Origin of the sequence: Leucobacter ruminantium (genome assembly GCF_017565705.1) — a bacterium.
Taxonomy (GTDB): Bacteria; Actinomycetota; Actinomycetes; order Actinomycetales; family Microbacteriaceae; genus Leucobacter; species Leucobacter ruminantium.
The window spans coordinates 22,036-39,915 of record NZ_JAGDYL010000021.1 but is presented as its reverse complement, the minus strand read 5'-3'; the positions used below and the strand labels follow the sequence as shown (position 1 = coordinate 39,915).

The window sequence follows — 17,880 nt, the reverse complement described above, 5'->3', positions numbered from 1 at the left end:
CCCCCCCCCGCCGGGCGGCTGGTGGCGCGGGGGGGGGGGGCGCCCCCCCCCCCCCCCCCCCCCCCCCCCCCCCCCCCGACGCCGTGGGGTCGGCCTCAGCCCTGCGGCTCCGCTCCCGTGTAGAAGCCGTACGTGGCGTCGGCGGCGCGAGCCGCGGTCTCAGGGTCGGAGCCCGCCGCGACGTGCGCCGCAGCCCAGCCGTCTGCTGCGCCGCGGTAGAAGGCCTTGCCCTCGTCGGTGACCGCCCAGGCGTTCGCCTGCTCGGGGGAGAGGGATCCCTCGACCGCACCGAGGTGCAGCGCCAGGCCGAGCAGCCCTCCGTCCCAGCCCACGCCCGTCGCGCCGGGGCCGAACGTCTCCCACATGCCGGGGGGCACGTCGGCGGCGCGAGCGGTGTGCTCGAGCTCGAAGCGGGTGCGGTCGGCATCCAGCGCCGTGAGTCGCACCGCGACCCAGGTGATGCCGCCGCCGAACTCCCAGGTCGCGCGGTAGCCCGCCGAGCCGTCGGCGGGCGGCTCGCAGGCGAGCACCTCGCCGCCGGCGTTGCCCTCGAACTGATAGCGACCGCCGAGCCGCAGCTCGCCCGACACCGGAAGGAACCAGCGCGCGATGCGCTCGGCCTCCGTGGTCGCGCTCCACACCTCGTCGATGCCCGCCGGGTACTCCTGCGAGATCGTCTGCACGTGCGACGGGTGCCCGTCGATCTCCTCTTCGCGCAGCTCGCGCGTCACGCTGCCGATCTGCTCGTTCACGTCGACCATGATCACTCCTCGTCCTTCTTCTTCCTCGGGAAATCGACGACGGCGGCGCTGTCGCCGCCGCGCTTCTCGTGCCCGCGTCTCTCGGACCTCCGTCCGTCGGCCCCGCCACTCGCGGTCTCCCGCGACCCGCGCGCCTCCTCCGCGAGTCGGCTCTCCCGGCGGCCGCGGGCGAGTTCCGTGCCGAGCGCGGCGAGCGGGCCGCGCCAGAAGCGCTCGAACGGGCTGAGCCATTCGCTCGCCTCGCGCACGCCCTGCGGGTCTACCGCGTAGAGCCGACGCGCGCCCTCGGGCCGCACCGTCAGGAAGCCGTGCTCGCGCAGCACGCGCAGGTGCTGCGACACGGCGGGCTGGCTGATCCCGAACTCCTCGGTGATCTCGGCCGCGATGCCGCCAGCGGGCGTCTCGCCCGCACTCACCAGCTCGAGGATGCGCCGGCGGACCGGGTCTCCGAGAACGTCGAGTGCGTGCATGTTTCTATGTTTGCGTGCTTGCTTATATAAGTCAAGAATGAAATTATCGCGCCATAGGCGGGGTGCGTCAGTCGACCACGGGTACGTCAGTCGGTCTCGGGTGCCTCGAGCATGGGTCGGTGCTCGTAGAACGTCTGCAGCACGACCGTCGTGCGCGTGTTCGCGAGCACGGCCCGACGAATGCTCTGGATGAGCGTCTCGAGGTCGCGGGGCGCGGCCACGCGCACGAACAGCATGTAGCTCGCCTCGCCCGCGATGGAGTAGCACGACTCGATCGCGCTGAGGTGTTCGAGGAGCCCGGGCACTTCGTCGGCCTGCGTGGGGTCGAGCGGCGTCACCTCGATGAAGGCCGAGAGGGGCTTGCCCGCGGCTTCGGGGTCGATGACGGCGCGATAGCCGGTGATGACCCCGCTGTTCTCCAGGCGCTTCAGGCGGGCCTGCACGGCCGAGCTCGACAGGCCCACTCGGGCCGAGAGCTGGGAGAGTGTGGCGCGCGGGTCGCGCGCCACCTCCGCTGCGAGGCGCCGATCGACGGGGTCTTCCATGGGGTGAAGGCTAGCAGCCGACGGGCCGTGAGGTTCACGTGCGCGCCAGCATGCTGGGGAGATCGTATGCGTTGACACCACCCTCCCACTGTGTAAAAATTCCCGTAAGCATTGAATAATGCCGGAAAATTTACGCACGACACCTTGATCGGAGGTTTCCATGTCCACTTCAGTGCAGCACGCACCGACCGTCATCGGAGAACCCGAGGTCCTGGAGGACGTGCGCGCGGTCGAGACCAGCGGCGCCTGGCTGCGCCTGAAGCAGGCCGCCACCGCCATCCAGGCTCTGCAGGCCAAGGACGGCTCGATCCCCGAGGCGGCCGATCACGCAGAGGCCCGCGAGCTCGTCGACACGATCGTCGCCTCCATCGAGGCGCTCGCCCCGCTCTTCCCGCACGACGCTGCCTACCTCGAGGCGCTGCCGCGCGACTTCGCGCGCTGGGCGGCGAGCGACTTCGCCGAGCCCGACTTCCTCGACTCCCTGGTCGAGTTCCAGCCCCAGCAGCACCGCGTCGATGGCATCCGCCACCTGGTCGTCTTCCCGATGTACACGCAGAACGGCTCGTCGAACCGCTTCGTCGAGGCCGTGCTCGTCGAGACGATCTGGCCGGAGTTCATCGCCGAGCTCGAGGCGGGCGACTACGGCAACAAGCTCTTCGTCTCGCTGCGACTCATCGACTTCACGCCCGGATACGACACGAACTCCGCCGTGCTCTTCCCCGAGACGGTCGCGATGCGCGAGATCCCTCGCTTCACCTGGGGCGCGATCTTCCAGGATCGCGAGGCCGCCCGTTACCGCCGGGTGACCGCGGCCGCAGCCGACATCACGAAGCTCGTGCTGCCCGATGACGCGGCCGAGATGCTCCAGGACCAGGACCTCGCCGAGAAGACCTTCGTGATGTGGGACATCATCCACGACCGCACGCACATGCGCGGGGACCTGCCCTTCGATCCCTTCATGATCAAGCAGCGCATGCCGTTCTTCCTCTATTCCCTGGAAGAGCTGCGCTGCGACCTCACAGCCTTCCGGGAATCGGTGAAGATCCAGCGCGCCCTCGACGCTCGCGTCGCGGCGGGCGACGAGCTGAACGAGGTGGAGCAGCAGACCCGCAAGCACGCGGGCCTCGTGCAGTACGCCGTCATCTTCGACCGCATCTTCCGCTTCGCCATCACCGGCTCGCGGGTGCGCAACTACGACGGCCTGGGCGGCCAGCTGCTCTTCGCGTGGCTGCACAAGAAGCACGTGCTCGAGTGGCGCGACGTCGAGTTGAGCTTCGACTGGGACCGCGTCGCCGACGCCGTCGTCGAGCTCGGCGACGCGATCGACGACCTCTACTGGGAGTCGATCGACCGGCCCAAGACCGTGCACTGGCTGAAGGCGTACGAGCTCGTCTCGAGCGTCGTCACGCCGAACCCCGCCTCGGTGTGGGCCGAGGGCCTGCCGCGCGAGGTGCTCGCCGGGCCGCCGAAGGGCTACACCGACCTCGTGATGGACGACGAGTTCCCGCTGTCGATGTTCTTCGAGGCGCTCGACAAGAAGATGAAGCCCGTCATCGAATCGACGACGGGCATCCGCGGAACGGATGTCTGAGTGACCGGCGACCTCAGAGACCGGACGGTGCTGGTCGCGGGTGCGACCAGCACCTCCGGCCTGGTCGCGTCCCGGGCGCTGATCGCCTCGGGCGCCGGCGTGATCGCGGTCGGGCGCAGCCCGGAGAAGCTCGAACTGCTCTCGACGGCGGGCGCTCGCACCGCCGTCGCCGACCTCGCCGACGAGGCCGCCGTCTTCGCGCTCGCCGAGCGTCTGCGCGAGGAGGGCGTCGCGGTCGACGGGCTGCTGCACCTCGTGGGCGGCTGGCGCGGCGGGGGCGGCCTCGCCGGGCAGACCGAGGCCGACTACCGCTTCCTCGAGAACTCGTTCACGGCCCTGCGCAACGTGACCCGGGCCTTCGATGCGGGGCTGCGGGCCTCCGCGGCCGCGCGCGTGGCGATCGTGTCGTCGACGGCCGTCGCGCGCCCGCTCGCGGGCGGCGCGAACTACGCTGCGGTGAAGGCGGCGAGCGAGGCCTGGACGCGGGCCGTCGCGCAGGGTTTCGCGAAGGACGCGAGGGATCGCGGCGAGCCGCTCAGGGCGGCCGCGGTAGTCTTCAGGGTGAAGGCGCTGGCCGGGCTCGAGGAGCGCGTCGCCGACGCCTACATCGACCTGTGGGGTGCGGAAGCCGGCGCGGTCAACGACACGATCGTCGACGTGACGGGATCCCTCGCCGCCGGTTGAGCGAGCGAGGCTTCCCGCCGGCCCGGCGAGCCTTGGGTTGAGCGAGCCTTGGGTTGAGCGAGCGAAGCGAGTCGAAACCAGTCGAAACCAACCCCCACCCGAACGACACCGAGGACCCGAATGGAACAGCTGCACGACGTCGCCCTGCGAGGCTTCGCCTCAGACAACTACTCCGGAGTGCACCCGGAGGTGCTCGAGGCGATCGCGACGGCGAACGGCGGGCACCAGATCGCCTACGGCGAGGACGACTACACGGCCAGGCTGGGCGAGGTCGTCGAGGGCCACTTCGGCGAGGGATCCACGGTGTGGCCGGTCTTCAACGGCACCGGGGCGAACGTGGTCGGCCTGCAGGCCATGCTGCCGCGGTGGGGCGCGGTGATCTGCGCCGCGACCGCGCACATCCACGTGGATGAGGGGGGCGCGCCCGAGAAGTCGGCCGGCATCAAGCTGCTGCCCGTGCCGACTCCGGACGGCAAGCTGACCCCCGAGCTGATCGCGACCGAGGCGTGGGGCTGGAACGACGAGCATCGTGCGCAGCCGCTCGTCGTCTATCTCACCCAGTCGACCGAGCTCGGCACCCTCTACACGCCCGACGAGCTGCGGGCGATCTGCGACTTCGCGCACGAGCGCGGCATGCGCGTCTACATGGACGGGGCCCGCCTGTCGAACGCCGCCGCCTCGCTGGGGCTGCCGCTGCGCGCGTTCACCACCGACGTCGGCATCGACGCGCTCTCGTTCGGCGGCACGAAGAACGGCGCGCTCGGCGCCGAGGCGATCGTCGTGCTGAACCCGGACGCCGCGCCCGGCCTCATCTACCTGCGCAAGAACCAGATGCAGCTCGCCTCGAAGATGCGCTTCGTCTCCGCGCAGCTGCTCGCGCTGCTCGACGGCGACCTCTTCCTGCGCAACGCCGCGCACGCGAACGCCATGGCGCGCCGCCTCCGCGACGGCGTCGAGGCGGGCATCGCGGAGGGATCCCTGCCCGGTGTCGGCTTCACGCAGCCGACCGAGGCGAACGCCGTGTTCGCGACGCTGCCCGAGGGCGTCGCCGACCGGCTGCGCGAGCGCTTCCGCTTCTACGACTGGGACGCGGCGAAGCACGAGGTGCGCTGGGTGTGCAGCTTCGACACGACCGAGGACGACATCGACGCCTTCCTCGCGGCGATGCGCGCGGAGCTCGCATGAGTCCGCAGTCCGGCACCGAGCTCGGCTCCGCTGCGGTGCGGGCCGACACCGAGGTGCTCTACCCCGACGGCGCCACGTCGTCGACGGGCGTCGTCACGCACGTCGTGCCCCTCGCGGACGGCGAGTTCGGTGTGGTGCTCGATCGCACGGCCTTCCATCCCGTCGACACGGCCTGGCCCGATCAGCCCTCGGACGCCGGCGTGCTGCGCTTCGGCGGCGAGAGCGCCGAGATCCGTCGCGCCGTGATGGGAGCGGTGCCGGCGGACGGCGAGTCGGCCGGTCGGCTGTTCGTCGGGGAGGACGTGCCGGTGCGCACCGGCACGGAGGGCTGGACCTTCTGCGTGGTGCACGTCGTCGACGGACCCCCGCCCGCGGTGGGAGACACCGTCGAGGCCTGGGCGGATCCCTCGCTCCGGGCCGCCCTCTCGGCAGGGCACACCGCCTGCCACCTCGCCGCGCTCGCCCTCGACGCGGCGCTCGCAGGCGCATGGTCGAAGCCGGTGAGCGAGGACCCGCTCGGCAGTCCGGCCTTCGACGCGCTGGCCATTCAGAGCTCGCGCATCGAGCCCTTCGGCTCGGTCGACGTCTACCGCATCGGCAAGTCGTTGCGGCGCAAGGGCTTCTCAGTCGACGCGCTCGACGACCCGTCCGGCGTCGCGGCCCGCGCGAACGCGCGGCTCGCCGAGTGGGTCGCCGCGGGCGGCGCCGTGCGCATCGAACGCGAGGCGAGCGGCATCTCGGCGCGCCGCAGCTGGGTGTGCGAACTGCCCGAGGGGCGAGTCGAGATCCCCTGCGGCGGAACGCACGTCTCGGATATCGCAGAGCTCGTCGGCATCGAGGTGACGCTCGAGCGCACCGACGTGACGGGCGGCGTCGAACTCACGATGCGCACCTCGACCGGCCCCGCCTCCACCCGCTGACCGAGCGGGTGCAGCCTCCTTCCGCCGATTGAGCGAGGCGCAGCCGAGTCGAAATCGAGGCCCGCGATTCGGTTTCGACTCGTCGCTGCGCTCCTCGCTCAACCAGCGGGAGAGGGCCCACTGCACTCCCCGCAGCGGGCGCCGACGTGCGCGTCGCACACCACGAAGCGCGCGCGGCACGAGGGGTCGGCGCAGTTCGCGAGGCGGGAGGATCCCTCGCCGCACACCGCGCAGCGACCAAGCACCGCGGCCCCCGGGGCGAACTCCATCGCCTCGCGTCCGTCGAAGACGGCGAGCGATCCCTCCCACAGACCGTCGTTGCCGAAGGCCTCGCCGTAGCGCACGATGCCGCCGTCGATCTGGTAGACCTCCTCGAAGCCCCGATCCCTCATCGCAGCCGACAGGATCTCGCACCGGATGCCGCCCGTGCAGTAGGTCACCACGGGTCGGCCCTTGAGATCGTCGAAGACGCCCGACTCGATCTGCTCGATGAAGCCGTGCGTGGTCTCGACATCGGGCACCACCGCGTTCTTGAAGCGCCCGATCTCGGCCTCCCACGCGTTGCGGCCGTCGAAGAACACGACCTCGTCGCCCCGCTCCGCCACGAGCTCGTTCACCGCCGCGGGGGAGAGGTGCTCGCCGCCTCCGACGACGCCGTTCTCGTCGACGCGCAGCTCGTCGGGGACGCCGAACGCCACGAGCTCGTCGCGCGCCTTCACGCTGAGCTTCGGGAAGTCGGCGATGCGCCGCCAGGGTACCGAGCGGTCGACGCCCTTCAGCAGCTCCGGTCGCGTCGCGACGAAACCGGTGCCGTCGCTCCACTTCGCTTCGAGGCCGGCGAACGGACCGTACTCGCGGGTGCGTCTGAGATAGCGCTTGCACGCGTCGAGCTCCCCGCCCACCGTGCCGTTGATGCCATGCTTCGACACGATGATGCGCCCCCGCAGCCCCAGCGATTCGCACAGCTCCCGCTGCCACAGCCGCACCGCCTCGGGGTCGGCGACCGGGGCGAACACGTAGTACAGCAGGATCTTGGGGTCGCTCACCCGACCATGCTACGCGGGCGACGGAGCCCCCTTCGACAGGCTCAGGGGCCGGGAGCGGACGCAGCGCTCCGAGCCGAGGATGCGCTCGTGGGAGGATGTGCGGGTTCCGGGTTGCCAACGCCGTGCGCGTCGAGCACACTGGCAGCGAGGAGGCCTCGAGTCTCCGCGCCACCGAAATCAGAAGGAACGCCATGTCAGACGACACGACGCAGACGAACACCGCCGCACGCATGCACTCGGTCACCGACGAGACGCGCGGAATCGTGGATCTGGTGCTCGACTATTCGCGCCGACGCATCCTCGCCGACGACACGCCGCTCGACCACCCGAGCACCGAAGCCGAGCTCAAGCGCATCGCCGGTGCCACCATCACCGAGGAGGGGCTCGGCGCCCGTCGCGCGCTCGGCCTCTTCGAGCACGTGTTCGCCCCCGCCTGCATCACGACCGATCATCCGCAGTACCTCTCGTTCATCCCGTCGGCGCCGTCGAAGGCCGCGATCGCCTTCGACCTGGTCGTCTCGTCGAGCGCGCTCTACGGCGGTTCGTGGATGGAGGGCGCGGGCGCCGTGCACGCCGAGAACGAGGTGCTGGACTGGCTCGCCTCGGAGTTCGGCCTGCCCGAGGGTGCGGGCGGCGTGTTCGTGCAGGGCGGCACCATCGGCAACCTCTCCGCGCTCGTCGCGGCCCGCGACAGCGCCCGCGCCGCGCGCAGCGAGCGCGGTCTCGGCGACCCCGAGGGCGGCTGGGCGATGGTGTGCAGCGCCGAGGCGCACTCGTCGAACAAGTCGGCCGCGCGCGTCATGGACGTCGACGTGATCGCCGTGCCGGGCGGCGACGACGGCGTGCTGCACGCCGACGCCGTGCGCGCAGCACTCGAGGAGCACGGCGACCGCGTCTTCGCGGTGGTCGCGACCGGCGGCTCCACGAACTTCGGCATCGTCGACGACATCGCGGGCATTGCGGCGCTGAAGGACGAGTTCGACTTCTGGCTGCACATCGACGGCGCCTACGGCCTGACCGCCATGCTCTCGCCGCTCGGGCGGCCGTTCTTCGAGGGGGTGGAGCGCGCCGACTCGGTGATCGTCGACCCGCACAAGTGGCTGTTCGCGCCCTACGACGTGTGCGCGCTGATCTACCGCGATCCCGAGCTCGCGCGCCGTGCCCACACGCAGCACGCCGAGTACCTCGACACGCTGACGGAGACCGATGACTGGGCACCCTCCGACTACTCCATCCAGCTCACGCGCCGGCCCCGCGGCCTGCCGATGTGGTTCTCGCTCGCGACCTACGGCGTCGCGGCCTACCGCGACGCGGTGACGCACTCGCTCGAGCTGGCGAGGCAGATCGCGGCCGAGATCGAGCGCCGCCCCGGTCTGCGCCTCGTGCGCGACCCGCAGCTCTCGGTCGTCGTGTTCGAGCGCGACGGCTGGGAGCGCGGCGACTACGACCGCTGGTCGGCCAAGCTGCTCGAGGAGCAGCGCGCCTTCGTCGTACCGAGCTCGCACGCGGGGCGCCCGAACACGCGCTTCGCGATCGTGAACCCCCGCACCACCTTCGAACACCTCACGGCGATCCTCGACTCCATGGAGTAGGGATCCTGGTCTGCGCTCCGCTCGCGAGACGCGCCCTTCTGCACGAGATGTGCCCGTTTTACCCGTGTAGACACCCTCATCTCGTGCAGAAGCCCGCGTTTCGGGCCCGGAGGACGTTTCGGGACCCCGAGTCGCCGCAGATTCCCGCGAGGGATCCGTGTTGACCTTGACGTAACGTCAACCTCTAGCGTGGGTCTCGAGCCGGGAGAGTCCCGGCCATCCGGAGGGAATCGTGGAGTACTCGATCCAGCAGATCGCCAGGGCGGCGGGGACCACCTCGCGCACCCTGCGCCACTACGACGACATCGGGCTCGTGCGCCCGAGTCGCGTAGGCGGCAACGGCTACCGCTACTACGACGACCGCGCGCTCGTGCGGTTGCAGCGCGTGCTGCTGCTGCGCGGGCTCGGGCTCGGGCTCGACGCGATCGGCGAGGTGCTGCGCGCCCAGGACGCGCAGGCGGCGGGCGGGGAGCACCCGGCCGCGGCGGAGGCCCGCGTGCTGGCGACGCACCTCGAACTGCTGCAGCGCGAGCGCAGCCGCATCGAGGCGCAGATCGGCTCGGTCGAGCGCACCATCGCCGCGCTCGACCGCACGAGTCGTGCCCACGCCGCCCCCGGGGAGCAGAACCCACAGGAGGATCTCATGTCCGAGAACATGTTCGACGGTTTCGACCACACGCAGTACCGCGAGGAGGTCGAGCAGCGCTGGGGCGCCGACGCCTACGCCAAGAGCGACGGCTGGTGGCGCGGCCTCGGCGAGCAGGGTCAGGCCGACTGGCGCGAGCGCGCCGAGCGGCTGGGCCGCGACTGGACCGAGGCCGCGCAGGACGGCGCCGATCCCGCGTCCGAGGCCGCCCAGGACCTGGCCCGCCGCCACGTCGAGTGGCTGCGCGGCATCCCGGGAACCCCCGCGCACGAGGCAGGCGGAGACCTCGCCGGCTACGTGCTCGGCCTCGCCGAGATGTACGTGGCCGACGAGCGCTTCGCCGCGAACTACGGTGGCGTCGAAGGTGCGACCTTCGTGCGCGACGCGCTGCGGATCTACGCGGACCGCGAGCTGTAAGGGGCCGGACGGGCGGTATCAGCCGATCCGCGCGTCCTCCGCCTCGCGGGCCTGATCGATGCGCTGCTGCTGCTCGGGCGTGCGCACGAGCGGTGGCACCACCTCGTGCTGATCGTTGACGATGACGACGTCGTGGTCGACGTGATCGACCATCGCGTGCACGGCGTCGATGAAGTCGCGACGGCGGATCGCGTCGAGCACGCGCGCGTGATCCCTCTCCATCTCATGGCCCGTGGCCACGTTGGCGAGGCGCCCCCGGTGCTCGGGGGTGCGCAGCTGATCGTTGATGCCGGCGTAGAGCGAGGCGAGCAGGCGGTTCTTCGCCGCGTCGAAGACGAGGCGGTGGAACTTGCTGTCGAACGCCGAGTTGTCCTGCCCCTCGGCGAGGCCCAGCACGGGGCAGCGGGTGCAGCCGATCTCCTCGGCTGCCGCCTCCTCGAGGGCGATCACGTCGTCTTCCGAGCGGTGCAGCGCGGCCTGCTGGGCGGCCTCGATCTCGAGCGCGCGGCGGTAGCTGAGGATCTCCTCGAGCGTGAAGTCGTTCAGGAACTCGTTGAGCAGTGTGCTCGTCGGCGCCGCCGAGCGCACGAAGGTGCCGCGGCCGGGCAGGGTCTCGAGCATGCCCATGCTGGCGAGGGATCGCACGGCCTCGCGCACGGTCGAGCGCCCGACGCCCGTCTGCTCGGCGAGTTCGGGCTCGATCGGGATGCGGCTGCCGACCGGCCATTCCCCCGTGGTGATCTTGCGACGGAGGAAGGCGAGGGTCGTGCGCGCCCGCTCGGATCCTGTCGTCCCGGCCAAGGTCCACCTCGCACTTCCTCGGGCGCGGTGCCGCCCGATTCCGCCCCAGTATATCGAGGCGAACCGTCTAGGCTTGAGGGATCACCGGCCCGACTTCGAAGGAGAAGGAGAACGATGACGCAGCATCCGAGCCACGGCAGGATCGATCCGTACGCGGGCATGCGGGAGGTGGCGGAGTTCACTCTGACGAGCGCCGACATCCAGGACGGCGAACCGCTCCCCGCCGAGCTCTATGCCGAGAGCGCGGGCGGCGCGAACCGCTCTCCGCAGCTCAGCTGGTCGGGCTTCCCCGCGGAGACGAAGAGCTTCGCGGTCACCTGCTTCGACCCCGACGCTCCGACCGGCTCGGGTTTCTGGCACTGGGCCGTCGCGAACATCCCCCTCTCGGTCACCGAACTGCCTGCCGGGGCGGGAGCCCTCGGCTCGGCCGCATTGCCCGCGGGCGCGATCACGATGCCGAACGAGAAGCGCGAGCCGGCGTTCACCGGCGCCGCGCCGCCGGAGGGCACCGGCGTGCACCACTACTGGTTCGTGGTGCACGCGCTCGACGTCGAGCGCATCGAGGTCGACCCGCAGGCGACGCCCGCGGTCATGGGCTTCATGATGCGCGACGCGGTGATCGCCCGCGCGATCATCGTGGCGACCGGCGAGTTCGGTCAGGCGGCGTAGGGGGCGAGGGATCCCGCCCGCCTCGCCTGCACGCATCCTCCACAATCCGGGGGCGCCGAGGCAACGGCTCGGTCACGAACTCTCCAGCTGTGGCGCGAATCCGCGCCGCGCCCATTACTATGCTCGGAGCGGTCTTGCGCAGAACTGCGCCGTGACGGCCGCTCCGCACCCATCGTCTGAAGGACCAGATACCCATGCGACAGACCCCCTTCCGCCGCCGTGCCCTCGCGCTCGCGAGCATCACCGCAGCCGCCGCGCTCACGCTGACCGCGTGCTCGGGCGGAGCAGACAGCTCGGGCGGCGACGATGCCTCCGGTGAGACCCTGAAGGTCGGCATCAGCCAGTTCGCTCCGCACCCCGCGCTCGACGCGGCGACCGAGGGCTTCCAGGAGGCTTTCGAGGAGGCCGGGCTCGACGTCGAGTTCGAACTCGAGAACGCGCAGGGCGAGCAGCAGAACGCGGTGACCATCGCGCAGAACTTCTCGACCTCCGACCTCGACCTCGTGCTCGCCGTGGCGACCCCGTCGGCCCAGGCCGCCGCGCAGGCGATCACCGACAAGCCGGTGCTCTTCACCGCCGTCACCGACGCGGTCGAGGCCGAGCTCGTCGAGTCGAACGAGAAGCCGGGCGGCAACGTCACCGGCACGAGCGATGCGGTTCCCGAGGATGCTCTGCAGGGCCAGTTCGACCTCATCAAGGAGCTCGTGCCCGACGCCAAGAAGGTCGGAATCGTCTACGCGTCGGGCGAGGTGAACTCCGAGGTGCAGGTGAAGAACGCGACCGAGGTCGCCGACGGCATGGGCATCGAGATCGTCACCCAGACCGTCACCACCGCGAACGACATCGCGCAGGCCACCGAGGCCCTCGGCGACGTCGACGCCATCTACGTGCCGACCGACAACATGGTCGTGACCGGCGTCGCCGCGCTCGTGCAGGTCGCCGAGGAGAAGAAGATCCCCGTGATCGCCGCCGAGGCGGGCACCGTCGAGGGCGGCGCGATCGCGACGCTCGGCATCGACTACAAGGCGCTCGGCAAGCAGACCGGCGAGATGGCGGTCAAGATCCTGAAGGACGGCGCCGACCCCGCCGAGATGCCCGTCGAGTTCGCGAAGACCCTCGCCAACACCGTCAACCCCGCGGCCGCCGAGCGCATGGGCGTCACCCTGCCCGACTCGGTCACCGAGGGCGCCGACGTCGTCGAGTAGGCGTTCGCTCGCCGAACCGGTCGCGAGCCCGGTCCGGCGGAACATCGCGGCGTCGAGGCGGGCGGCCATCGCGGCCGCCCGCTTCGACGCATCGCACGATAAGGAATAGGATCACGGCATGATCGGTGCGCTCGAGCTCGGCCTCATCTACGGGGTCATGGCACTCGGGGTCTACCTGACCTTCCGGGTGCTGAACTTCCCAGACCTCACGGTGGACGGCAGCTTCACCACGGGTGCGGCGACCGCGGCGGCGCTGATCACGCTCGGGCACAACCCCGTGCTCGCGACCCTCGCGGGCGGCGCCGCAGGCCTCGTCGCGGGTGCCGTCACCGGCGTGCTCCACACGAAGGGCCGGATCGACGGGCTGCTCGCGGGCATCCTCACCATGATCGCGCTGTGGTCGATCAACCTGCGCATCATGGGCACGACCAAACCCGGCTCGAGCGGCACGTCGAATCTGCCGCTGCTGCGCGCAGACACGGTCTTCACCCCGCTCGCCGAGGCCGACATCTCGAAGACCTGGCTGAGCATGCTCATCATCTTCGCCGGTGTGATGGTCGTGAAGCTGCTGGTCGACTGGTTCCTGTCCACGAACCTCGGCCTCGCCATTCAGGCCACGGGCGACAACGGCCCCATGATCGCGAGCTTCGGCGTCAGCACCGACGGCACGAAGATCCTCACGCTCGCCCTGTCGAACGGCCTCGTCGCGCTCTGCGGCGCGCTCGTCGCCCAGTACCAGGGCTTCGCCGACATCAGCATGGGCATCGGCCTCATCCTCGTCGGACTCGCCTCGGTCATCATCGGCCAGGCGATCCTGGGCCAGCGCTTCATCTGGATCGCGAGCTTCGCCGCCGTCTTCGGCGCCGTGCTCTACCGCATGATCATCTTCTTCGCGCTGCAGGTGGGCCTCGACCCCAACGACATGAAGCTCATCACGGCCGTGCTCGTGGTGGCAGCGCTGCTGCTGCCGCGCTGGGGCTTCCTGAAGCGCGTTCCGGCGTGGAAGGATCGCGGGGGCAAGGTGAGGGATCCGGAGGGCAGGGATCCCTCGCTCTACGACGACGCCACCCCCGAGGAAGCCGAGCCCGCTGCAGAGAGCGCCGGGAGGTAGCCGCATGCTCAACATCGACCGCATCGAGAAGACCTTCTTCGCCGGAACCGTCAACGAGCGCCGCGCGCTCACGGGCCTCAGCCTGCGGATGCAGGAGGGCGACTTCGTCACCGTGATCGGCTCGAACGGCGCGGGCAAGTCGACGCTGCTCAACGCGATCTCGGGCCGCTACACCGTCGACCGCGGCTCGATCGAGATCGACGGCACCCGCGTGAACCGGCTCAGGGAGTTCCAGCGCGCGAAGTACATCGGCCGCGTGTTCCAGGACCCGATGGCCGGCACGGCGCCGAGCCTCACCATCGAGCAGAACCTCGCCCTCGCGCTGCGCCGCGGCAAGCCGCGCGGCCTCGGCCTCGCTTTGACGAAGCCGCAGCGGGAGCGCTTCCGCGAGGAGCTCAAGTCGCTCGAGCTGGGCCTCGAGAACCGCCTCACCGCGAAGGTCGGCCTGCTCTCGGGCGGTCAGCGCCAGGCGCTCTCGCTGCTGATGGCGGGCTTCACGCACCCCAGCATCCTGCTGCTCGACGAGCACACGGCCGCGCTCGATCCGCAGCGCGCCGCGCTCGTCACCGAGCTCACCGATCGCATCGTCTCCCAGGGCGGGCTCACGACCCTCATGGTGACGCACAACATGGAGCAGGCGCTGCGTCTCGGCAACCGGCTCATCATGATGCACGAGGGCAACATCGTCTTCGAGGCCTCGGCCGAGGAGAAGCGCAAGCTCACGGTCGCCGGTCTTCTCGAGGAGTTCGCGAAGATCAAGGGCGCCCAGCTCGACGACCGCGCGCTGCTCGCCTGAGCGCGGCCTCGCGCCGGGGTGCTCCGCTCGCCGGGCCGGCGGTGGGACTCCGCTCGCCGGCCGGCGCCGGGGCGAACGCTTAACGTTGCTTAACGCCCTGCCCGTGGCGGAGTCTAGGACTATTCGATCCCGGCGCCGCCCCCTTCGCGGTGCAGGCCCCGGCACGGCGCGATGGTGAGCTAACAGATGAACGAGACGTCTCAGAGTCGGCGGGCGGGCATGTCCGCGGCCGAGCTGGCGCGGATGCTGGGCGTCACCCCGGCCGCGGTCTCGTACGCGCTGCGCGGTCGCCCCGGGGTCTCGGAGGCGCTGCGTCGGCGCATCCTCGCCGCCGCAGACGAGCACGGCGTCGCGCGCCCCGATCTCGAGGCTGCGCGCGGCAAGAGGCCGGTGCTCGGCCTCGTACTGGCAGATGTGGGGAACCCCTTCTACTCGGAGCTCGCGATCTCGGTGACCGACGCGGCCCGCGACCGCGGCTACGAGGTCTTCCTGAGCCACACCCGCGACGAGCCCGAGGCCGTCGCGGCGGTGATCGAGGCCATGATCGGGCACGATGTGAGCGGCGTGCTGCTCACGGCGATGCAGTTCGGCCACGCAGAGGTGCTGCGCCGGCTGCGCCCTGCGGGCATCCCGCTCGTGCAGATCTCGCGGCGCATGGGCCGGGTCGACGCCGACTTCGTGGGCATCGACGACGCGCTCGCGGGCGCCCAGATCACCGATCACGTGCTGGGGCACGGCGTGGAGCGCGTCGCGCTGGTGGCGGGCCCCGTCTCGTCGTCGGCGTCGAAGGGACGGCGCGACGGCTTCCGCCGCTCGCTGGAACGGCACGGGATCACCCTGCGGCGCGAGTGGAACATCACGGGCGGGCTGAACCAGGCCGACGGGGCTCGGGCCGCGAAGCACCTGCTCGGCCTCGACGAACTGCCCGAGGCCGTGATCTGCGGCACCGACGCGATCGCGCTCGGACTCATCGACGAGTTCGCCCGCGCGGGGGTGCGCGTGCCCGAGGACCTGCTCGTCACGGGCTTCGACGGCCTCGCCGGCGCGCGCACGCCCTTCGTGGACCTCACCACGATGGTGCAGCCCCGCAGCGCCATCGCGGCCGAGGCGGTGGAGTGCGTCACCGAGCGGCGATCGCACCCGCAGGGTCCTCGCCGCGAGGTGCTCTGCGAGCACCGTCTGTACATCGGGAAGAGCTGCGGATGCGGCATCGGAAAGGAGAACGCACATGTCGGAGGCTAGGCCGTTGGAGAACCGGGTCGCGGTGGTGACGGGTGCCGCGCGCGGCATCGGGCGAGGGATCGCGCTGCGCCTCGCGGAGCGCGGCGCCCGCGTCGCCGTGATCGACATGAACCTCGAGGCGGCCGAGGCGGTTGCGGTTGAGGCCGGCAACGAGAGCTTCGGGATGCGCCTGGACGTCTCCGATCGCCCGGCGGTCGACGCCGCGATCGCCGACATCGTCGAGCGGGCGGGGAGGATCGACATCCTCGTGAACAACGCGGGCATCAACCGCGACGCGATGCTGTGGAAGATGACCGATGACGAGTGGGACGCGGTGATCTCCGTCGACCTCTCCGCCGTCTTCTACACCTGCCGCGCCGTCGGCACGCACATGCGCGCGAACGGCTACGGCCGCATCGTCAACGTCTCCTCGGCCTCGTGGATGGGCAACATCGGCCAGACGAACTACGCTGCGGCGAAGGCCGGCGTGGTGGGCCTCACCCGTTCCATCTCGAAGGAGCTGGCCCGCTCCGGCGTGACCGCGAACGCGGTGTGCCCCGGCTTCATCGAGACCGACATGACGCGGGGCATGCCCGAGCACCTGTTCGCGGCGCAGCTCGAGAAGATCCCCATGCAGCGCGCGGGCCAGCCCGAGGACGTGGCGAACGTCGTCGCCTTCCTCTCCTCCGACGACTCCTCGTACGTCACGGGCGAGGTCATCAACATCGGCGGGGGGTACAAGCTGTGACCCGCATCATCACCGCGGAGGAGGCGGTCGGCCTCATCCGCGACGGTGCGACCTGCGTGAGCGACGGCATGACCATGATGGGCGTCGCCGACGAGGTGCTCGCGAAGATCGAGGAGTCGTTCCTCGAGACCGGCTCGCCGCGGCAGCTGACCTGGGTGCAGGCCGCGGGCCAGTCGGACCGCGAGGCGGGCATGTCGCGCCTCGCGCACGAGGGTCTTGTGAAGCGCGTGATCGGCTCGCACTGGGGGCTCACACCGAAGATGGGCGAGCTGCTCGGGCAGGATCGCGCCGAGTGCGTCTGCCTGCCGCAGGGACAGCTCTCCACGCTCTACCGCACGATCGCGGCGAAGCGGCCCGGCCAGCTCTCGACCGTCGGCATCGGCACCTACGTCGACCCCCGGGTCGACGGCGGCCGCTTCAACGACTCGGCGCGCGCGAGCATCGCTCCCGACGAGTACGTGGAGCTCATCGAGCTCGACGGCGAGGAGTACCTCCGCTACAAGCCCTTCTCCCTCGACGTCGCGATCATCCGAGGTGCCGTGATCGACCGCAACGGCAACCTCACCCACCGCGAGGAGGTGTCGGGGCTCGACGCGCTCGCCATCGCGCAGGCCGTGCACAACAGCGGCGGCATCGTGATCGCCCAGGTCAAGGCGGTCGTGGAGCCGGGCGAGATCCGCGCCCGCGACGTCACGGTCCCCGCGCCGCTCGTCGACTACGCCGTCGTCACGAGCGACCCGGAGCGCTTCCACCGTCAGACGCACTCCTTCCCGAGCTTCAGCGACGATCTGCTCTCGGGCTACGTCACCCCCGAGAATGTGGGACGGGCCTTCGAGGCGCAGGAGATGGACGAGAACCGCGTCGCCGTCGGCATGCGCGGCGTGCAGCTCGTGAAGACCGGAGACGTCATCAACGTCGGTACCGGCATCCCGGCCGACACCATCGGACGCGCCCTCTCTCGCACCGGCAAGCTCGACCAGGTGCACCTCACCGTCGAGTCGGGCACCTACGGAGGGATCCCTCTCGGCATCGTCGACTTCGGCGCGGCGATCCACCCCCAGGCGATCATCGGCCACCCGCAGCAGATGGACTTCTACAACGGCGGCGGCGTCGACATCACCTTCATGGGGACAGGGCAGGTCGATCCCTCGGGCGACATCAACGTCTCGCTGCTCGGCGGCAGGGCTGTTGGCTGCGGCGGTTTCATGGACATCACCGACGGCGCCAAGGCCGTGTGCTTCCTCATGATCGCCTCGGGCCGCCACCCCAAGTTCGTCGAGCGCGTCGACCAGGTCACCTTCAGCGCCAGCCGGTCGATCTCGCGCGGCAAGCCGGTCTACCTCGCGAGCGAGCACTTCCTGCTGCAGTACCTCGAGGACGGCTGGCACGTCGTCGAGGTCGACGACACGGACGCCGCCCGCGAGGCCGTCGACCGCATCGGTTTCGCGCTGCGCTCGTAGCCCCACACGCCT

Annotated in this window: 18 protein-coding genes; 13 read left to right on the top strand and 5 right to left on the bottom strand. The window is 70.6% G+C overall.

The window, feature by feature from the left end:
• Positions 1-95 precede the first annotated feature (95 nt).
• The 3 genes from J4H91_RS11810 to J4H91_RS11800 form a co-directional block, all read right to left on the bottom strand.
• Complete coding sequence (locus J4H91_RS11810) at positions 96-761, bottom strand: SRPBCC domain-containing protein (RefSeq protein WP_208046463.1); 666 nt, start codon at positions 759-761, stop codon at positions 96-98.
• Positions 762-763: 2 nt separating this feature from the next.
• Complete coding sequence (locus J4H91_RS11805; RefSeq protein WP_208046462.1) at positions 764-1,231, bottom strand: ArsR/SmtB family transcription factor; 468 nt, start codon at positions 1,229-1,231, stop codon at positions 764-766.
• 86 nt (positions 1,232-1,317) lie between these two features.
• Entirely contained in the window at positions 1,318-1,776 is a 459-nt protein-coding gene (locus J4H91_RS11800) for an Lrp/AsnC family transcriptional regulator (protein WP_208046461.1), read from the bottom strand.
• Between the two features lie 160 nt (positions 1,777-1,936).
• Between J4H91_RS11800 and J4H91_RS11795 the strand changes: the two genes are divergently transcribed.
• The 4 genes from J4H91_RS11795 to J4H91_RS11780 all read left to right on the top strand — a co-directional run bounded on the left by J4H91_RS11795 (position 1,937) and on the right by J4H91_RS11780 (position 6,156).
• Complete coding sequence (locus tag J4H91_RS11795; RefSeq protein ID WP_208046460.1) at positions 1,937-3,367, top strand: DUF6421 family protein; 1,431 nt, start codon at positions 1,937-1,939, stop codon at positions 3,365-3,367.
• Positions 3,368-4,051, top strand: coding sequence for an SDR family NAD(P)-dependent oxidoreductase (locus tag J4H91_RS11790; RefSeq protein WP_341783525.1), 684 nt, complete (start codon positions 3,368-3,370; stop codon positions 4,049-4,051).
• 120 nt (positions 4,052-4,171) lie between these two features.
• Complete coding sequence (locus J4H91_RS11785; protein ID WP_208046459.1) at positions 4,172-5,236, top strand: threonine aldolase family protein; 1,065 nt, start codon at positions 4,172-4,174, stop codon at positions 5,234-5,236.
• Positions 5,233-6,156: an alanyl-tRNA editing protein gene (locus J4H91_RS11780; protein WP_208046458.1), complete on the top strand. Its 924-nt coding sequence runs from the start codon at positions 5,233-5,235 to the stop codon at positions 6,154-6,156. The genes J4H91_RS11785 and J4H91_RS11780 overlap by 4 nt, the downstream gene beginning before the upstream one ends.
• A 98-nt stretch (positions 6,157-6,254) precedes the next feature.
• On the opposite strand, the gene trhO is transcribed toward J4H91_RS11780, so the two are convergent.
• Positions 6,255-7,202, bottom strand: coding sequence for an oxygen-dependent tRNA uridine(34) hydroxylase TrhO (trhO, locus tag J4H91_RS11775; RefSeq protein ID WP_208046457.1), 948 nt, complete (start codon positions 7,200-7,202; stop codon positions 6,255-6,257).
• 191 nt (positions 7,203-7,393) lie between these two features.
• Between trhO and J4H91_RS11770 the strand changes: the two genes are divergently transcribed.
• Entirely contained in the window at positions 7,394-8,794 is a 1,401-nt protein-coding gene (locus J4H91_RS11770; RefSeq protein WP_208046456.1) for a pyridoxal phosphate-dependent decarboxylase family protein, read from the top strand.
• 232 nt (positions 8,795-9,026) lie between these two features.
• Positions 9,027-9,857 carry a TipAS antibiotic-recognition domain-containing protein gene (locus tag J4H91_RS11765; protein ID WP_208046455.1) on the top strand — a complete coding sequence of 277 codons (831 nt, stop codon included), beginning with the start codon at positions 9,027-9,029 and terminating at the stop codon, positions 9,855-9,857.
• Between the two features lie 18 nt (positions 9,858-9,875).
• On the opposite strand, the gene J4H91_RS11760 is transcribed toward J4H91_RS11765, so the two are convergent.
• Positions 9,876-10,658 carry a FadR/GntR family transcriptional regulator gene (locus J4H91_RS11760; RefSeq protein ID WP_208046454.1) on the bottom strand — a complete coding sequence of 261 codons (783 nt, stop codon included), beginning with the start codon at positions 10,656-10,658 and terminating at the stop codon, positions 9,876-9,878.
• 114 nt (positions 10,659-10,772) lie between these two features.
• Between J4H91_RS11760 and J4H91_RS11755 the strand changes: the two genes are divergently transcribed.
• The 7 genes from J4H91_RS11755 to J4H91_RS11725 all read left to right on the top strand — a co-directional run bounded on the left by J4H91_RS11755 (position 10,773) and on the right by J4H91_RS11725 (position 17,868).
• A complete protein-coding gene (locus tag J4H91_RS11755) occupies positions 10,773-11,327 on the top strand; it encodes a YbhB/YbcL family Raf kinase inhibitor-like protein (protein WP_208046453.1) in 555 nt (184 codons plus the stop codon).
• A gap of 194 nt (positions 11,328-11,521) precedes the next feature.
• A complete protein-coding gene (locus J4H91_RS11750; protein ID WP_208046452.1) occupies positions 11,522-12,532 on the top strand; it encodes an ABC transporter substrate-binding protein in 1,011 nt (336 codons plus the stop codon).
• A gap of 118 nt (positions 12,533-12,650) precedes the next feature.
• Positions 12,651-13,643 carry an ABC transporter permease gene (locus tag J4H91_RS11745; protein WP_208046451.1) on the top strand — a complete coding sequence of 331 codons (993 nt, stop codon included), beginning with the start codon at positions 12,651-12,653 and terminating at the stop codon, positions 13,641-13,643.
• A 4-nt stretch (positions 13,644-13,647) separates the two neighbouring features.
• Entirely contained in the window at positions 13,648-14,439 is a 792-nt protein-coding gene (locus J4H91_RS11740) for an ABC transporter ATP-binding protein (RefSeq protein ID WP_208046450.1), read from the top strand.
• A gap of 186 nt (positions 14,440-14,625) precedes the next feature.
• Positions 14,626-15,681: a LacI family DNA-binding transcriptional regulator gene (locus tag J4H91_RS11735; RefSeq protein WP_208046449.1), complete on the top strand. Its 1,056-nt coding sequence runs from the start codon at positions 14,626-14,628 to the stop codon at positions 15,679-15,681.
• Positions 15,668-16,408 (top strand): 3-oxoacyl-ACP reductase FabG, encoded by a 741-nt coding sequence (gene fabG, locus J4H91_RS11730; RefSeq protein WP_208046448.1) that lies wholly within the window; start codon positions 15,668-15,670, stop codon positions 16,406-16,408. Before J4H91_RS11735 ends, fabG begins: the two co-directional genes overlap by 14 nt.
• On the top strand, positions 16,405-17,868 hold the full coding sequence (locus J4H91_RS11725) for a CoA-transferase (RefSeq protein ID WP_208046447.1): 1,464 nt from the start codon (positions 16,405-16,407) through the stop codon (positions 17,866-17,868). Before fabG ends, J4H91_RS11725 begins: the two co-directional genes overlap by 4 nt.
• Positions 17,869-17,880 lie beyond the last annotated feature (12 nt).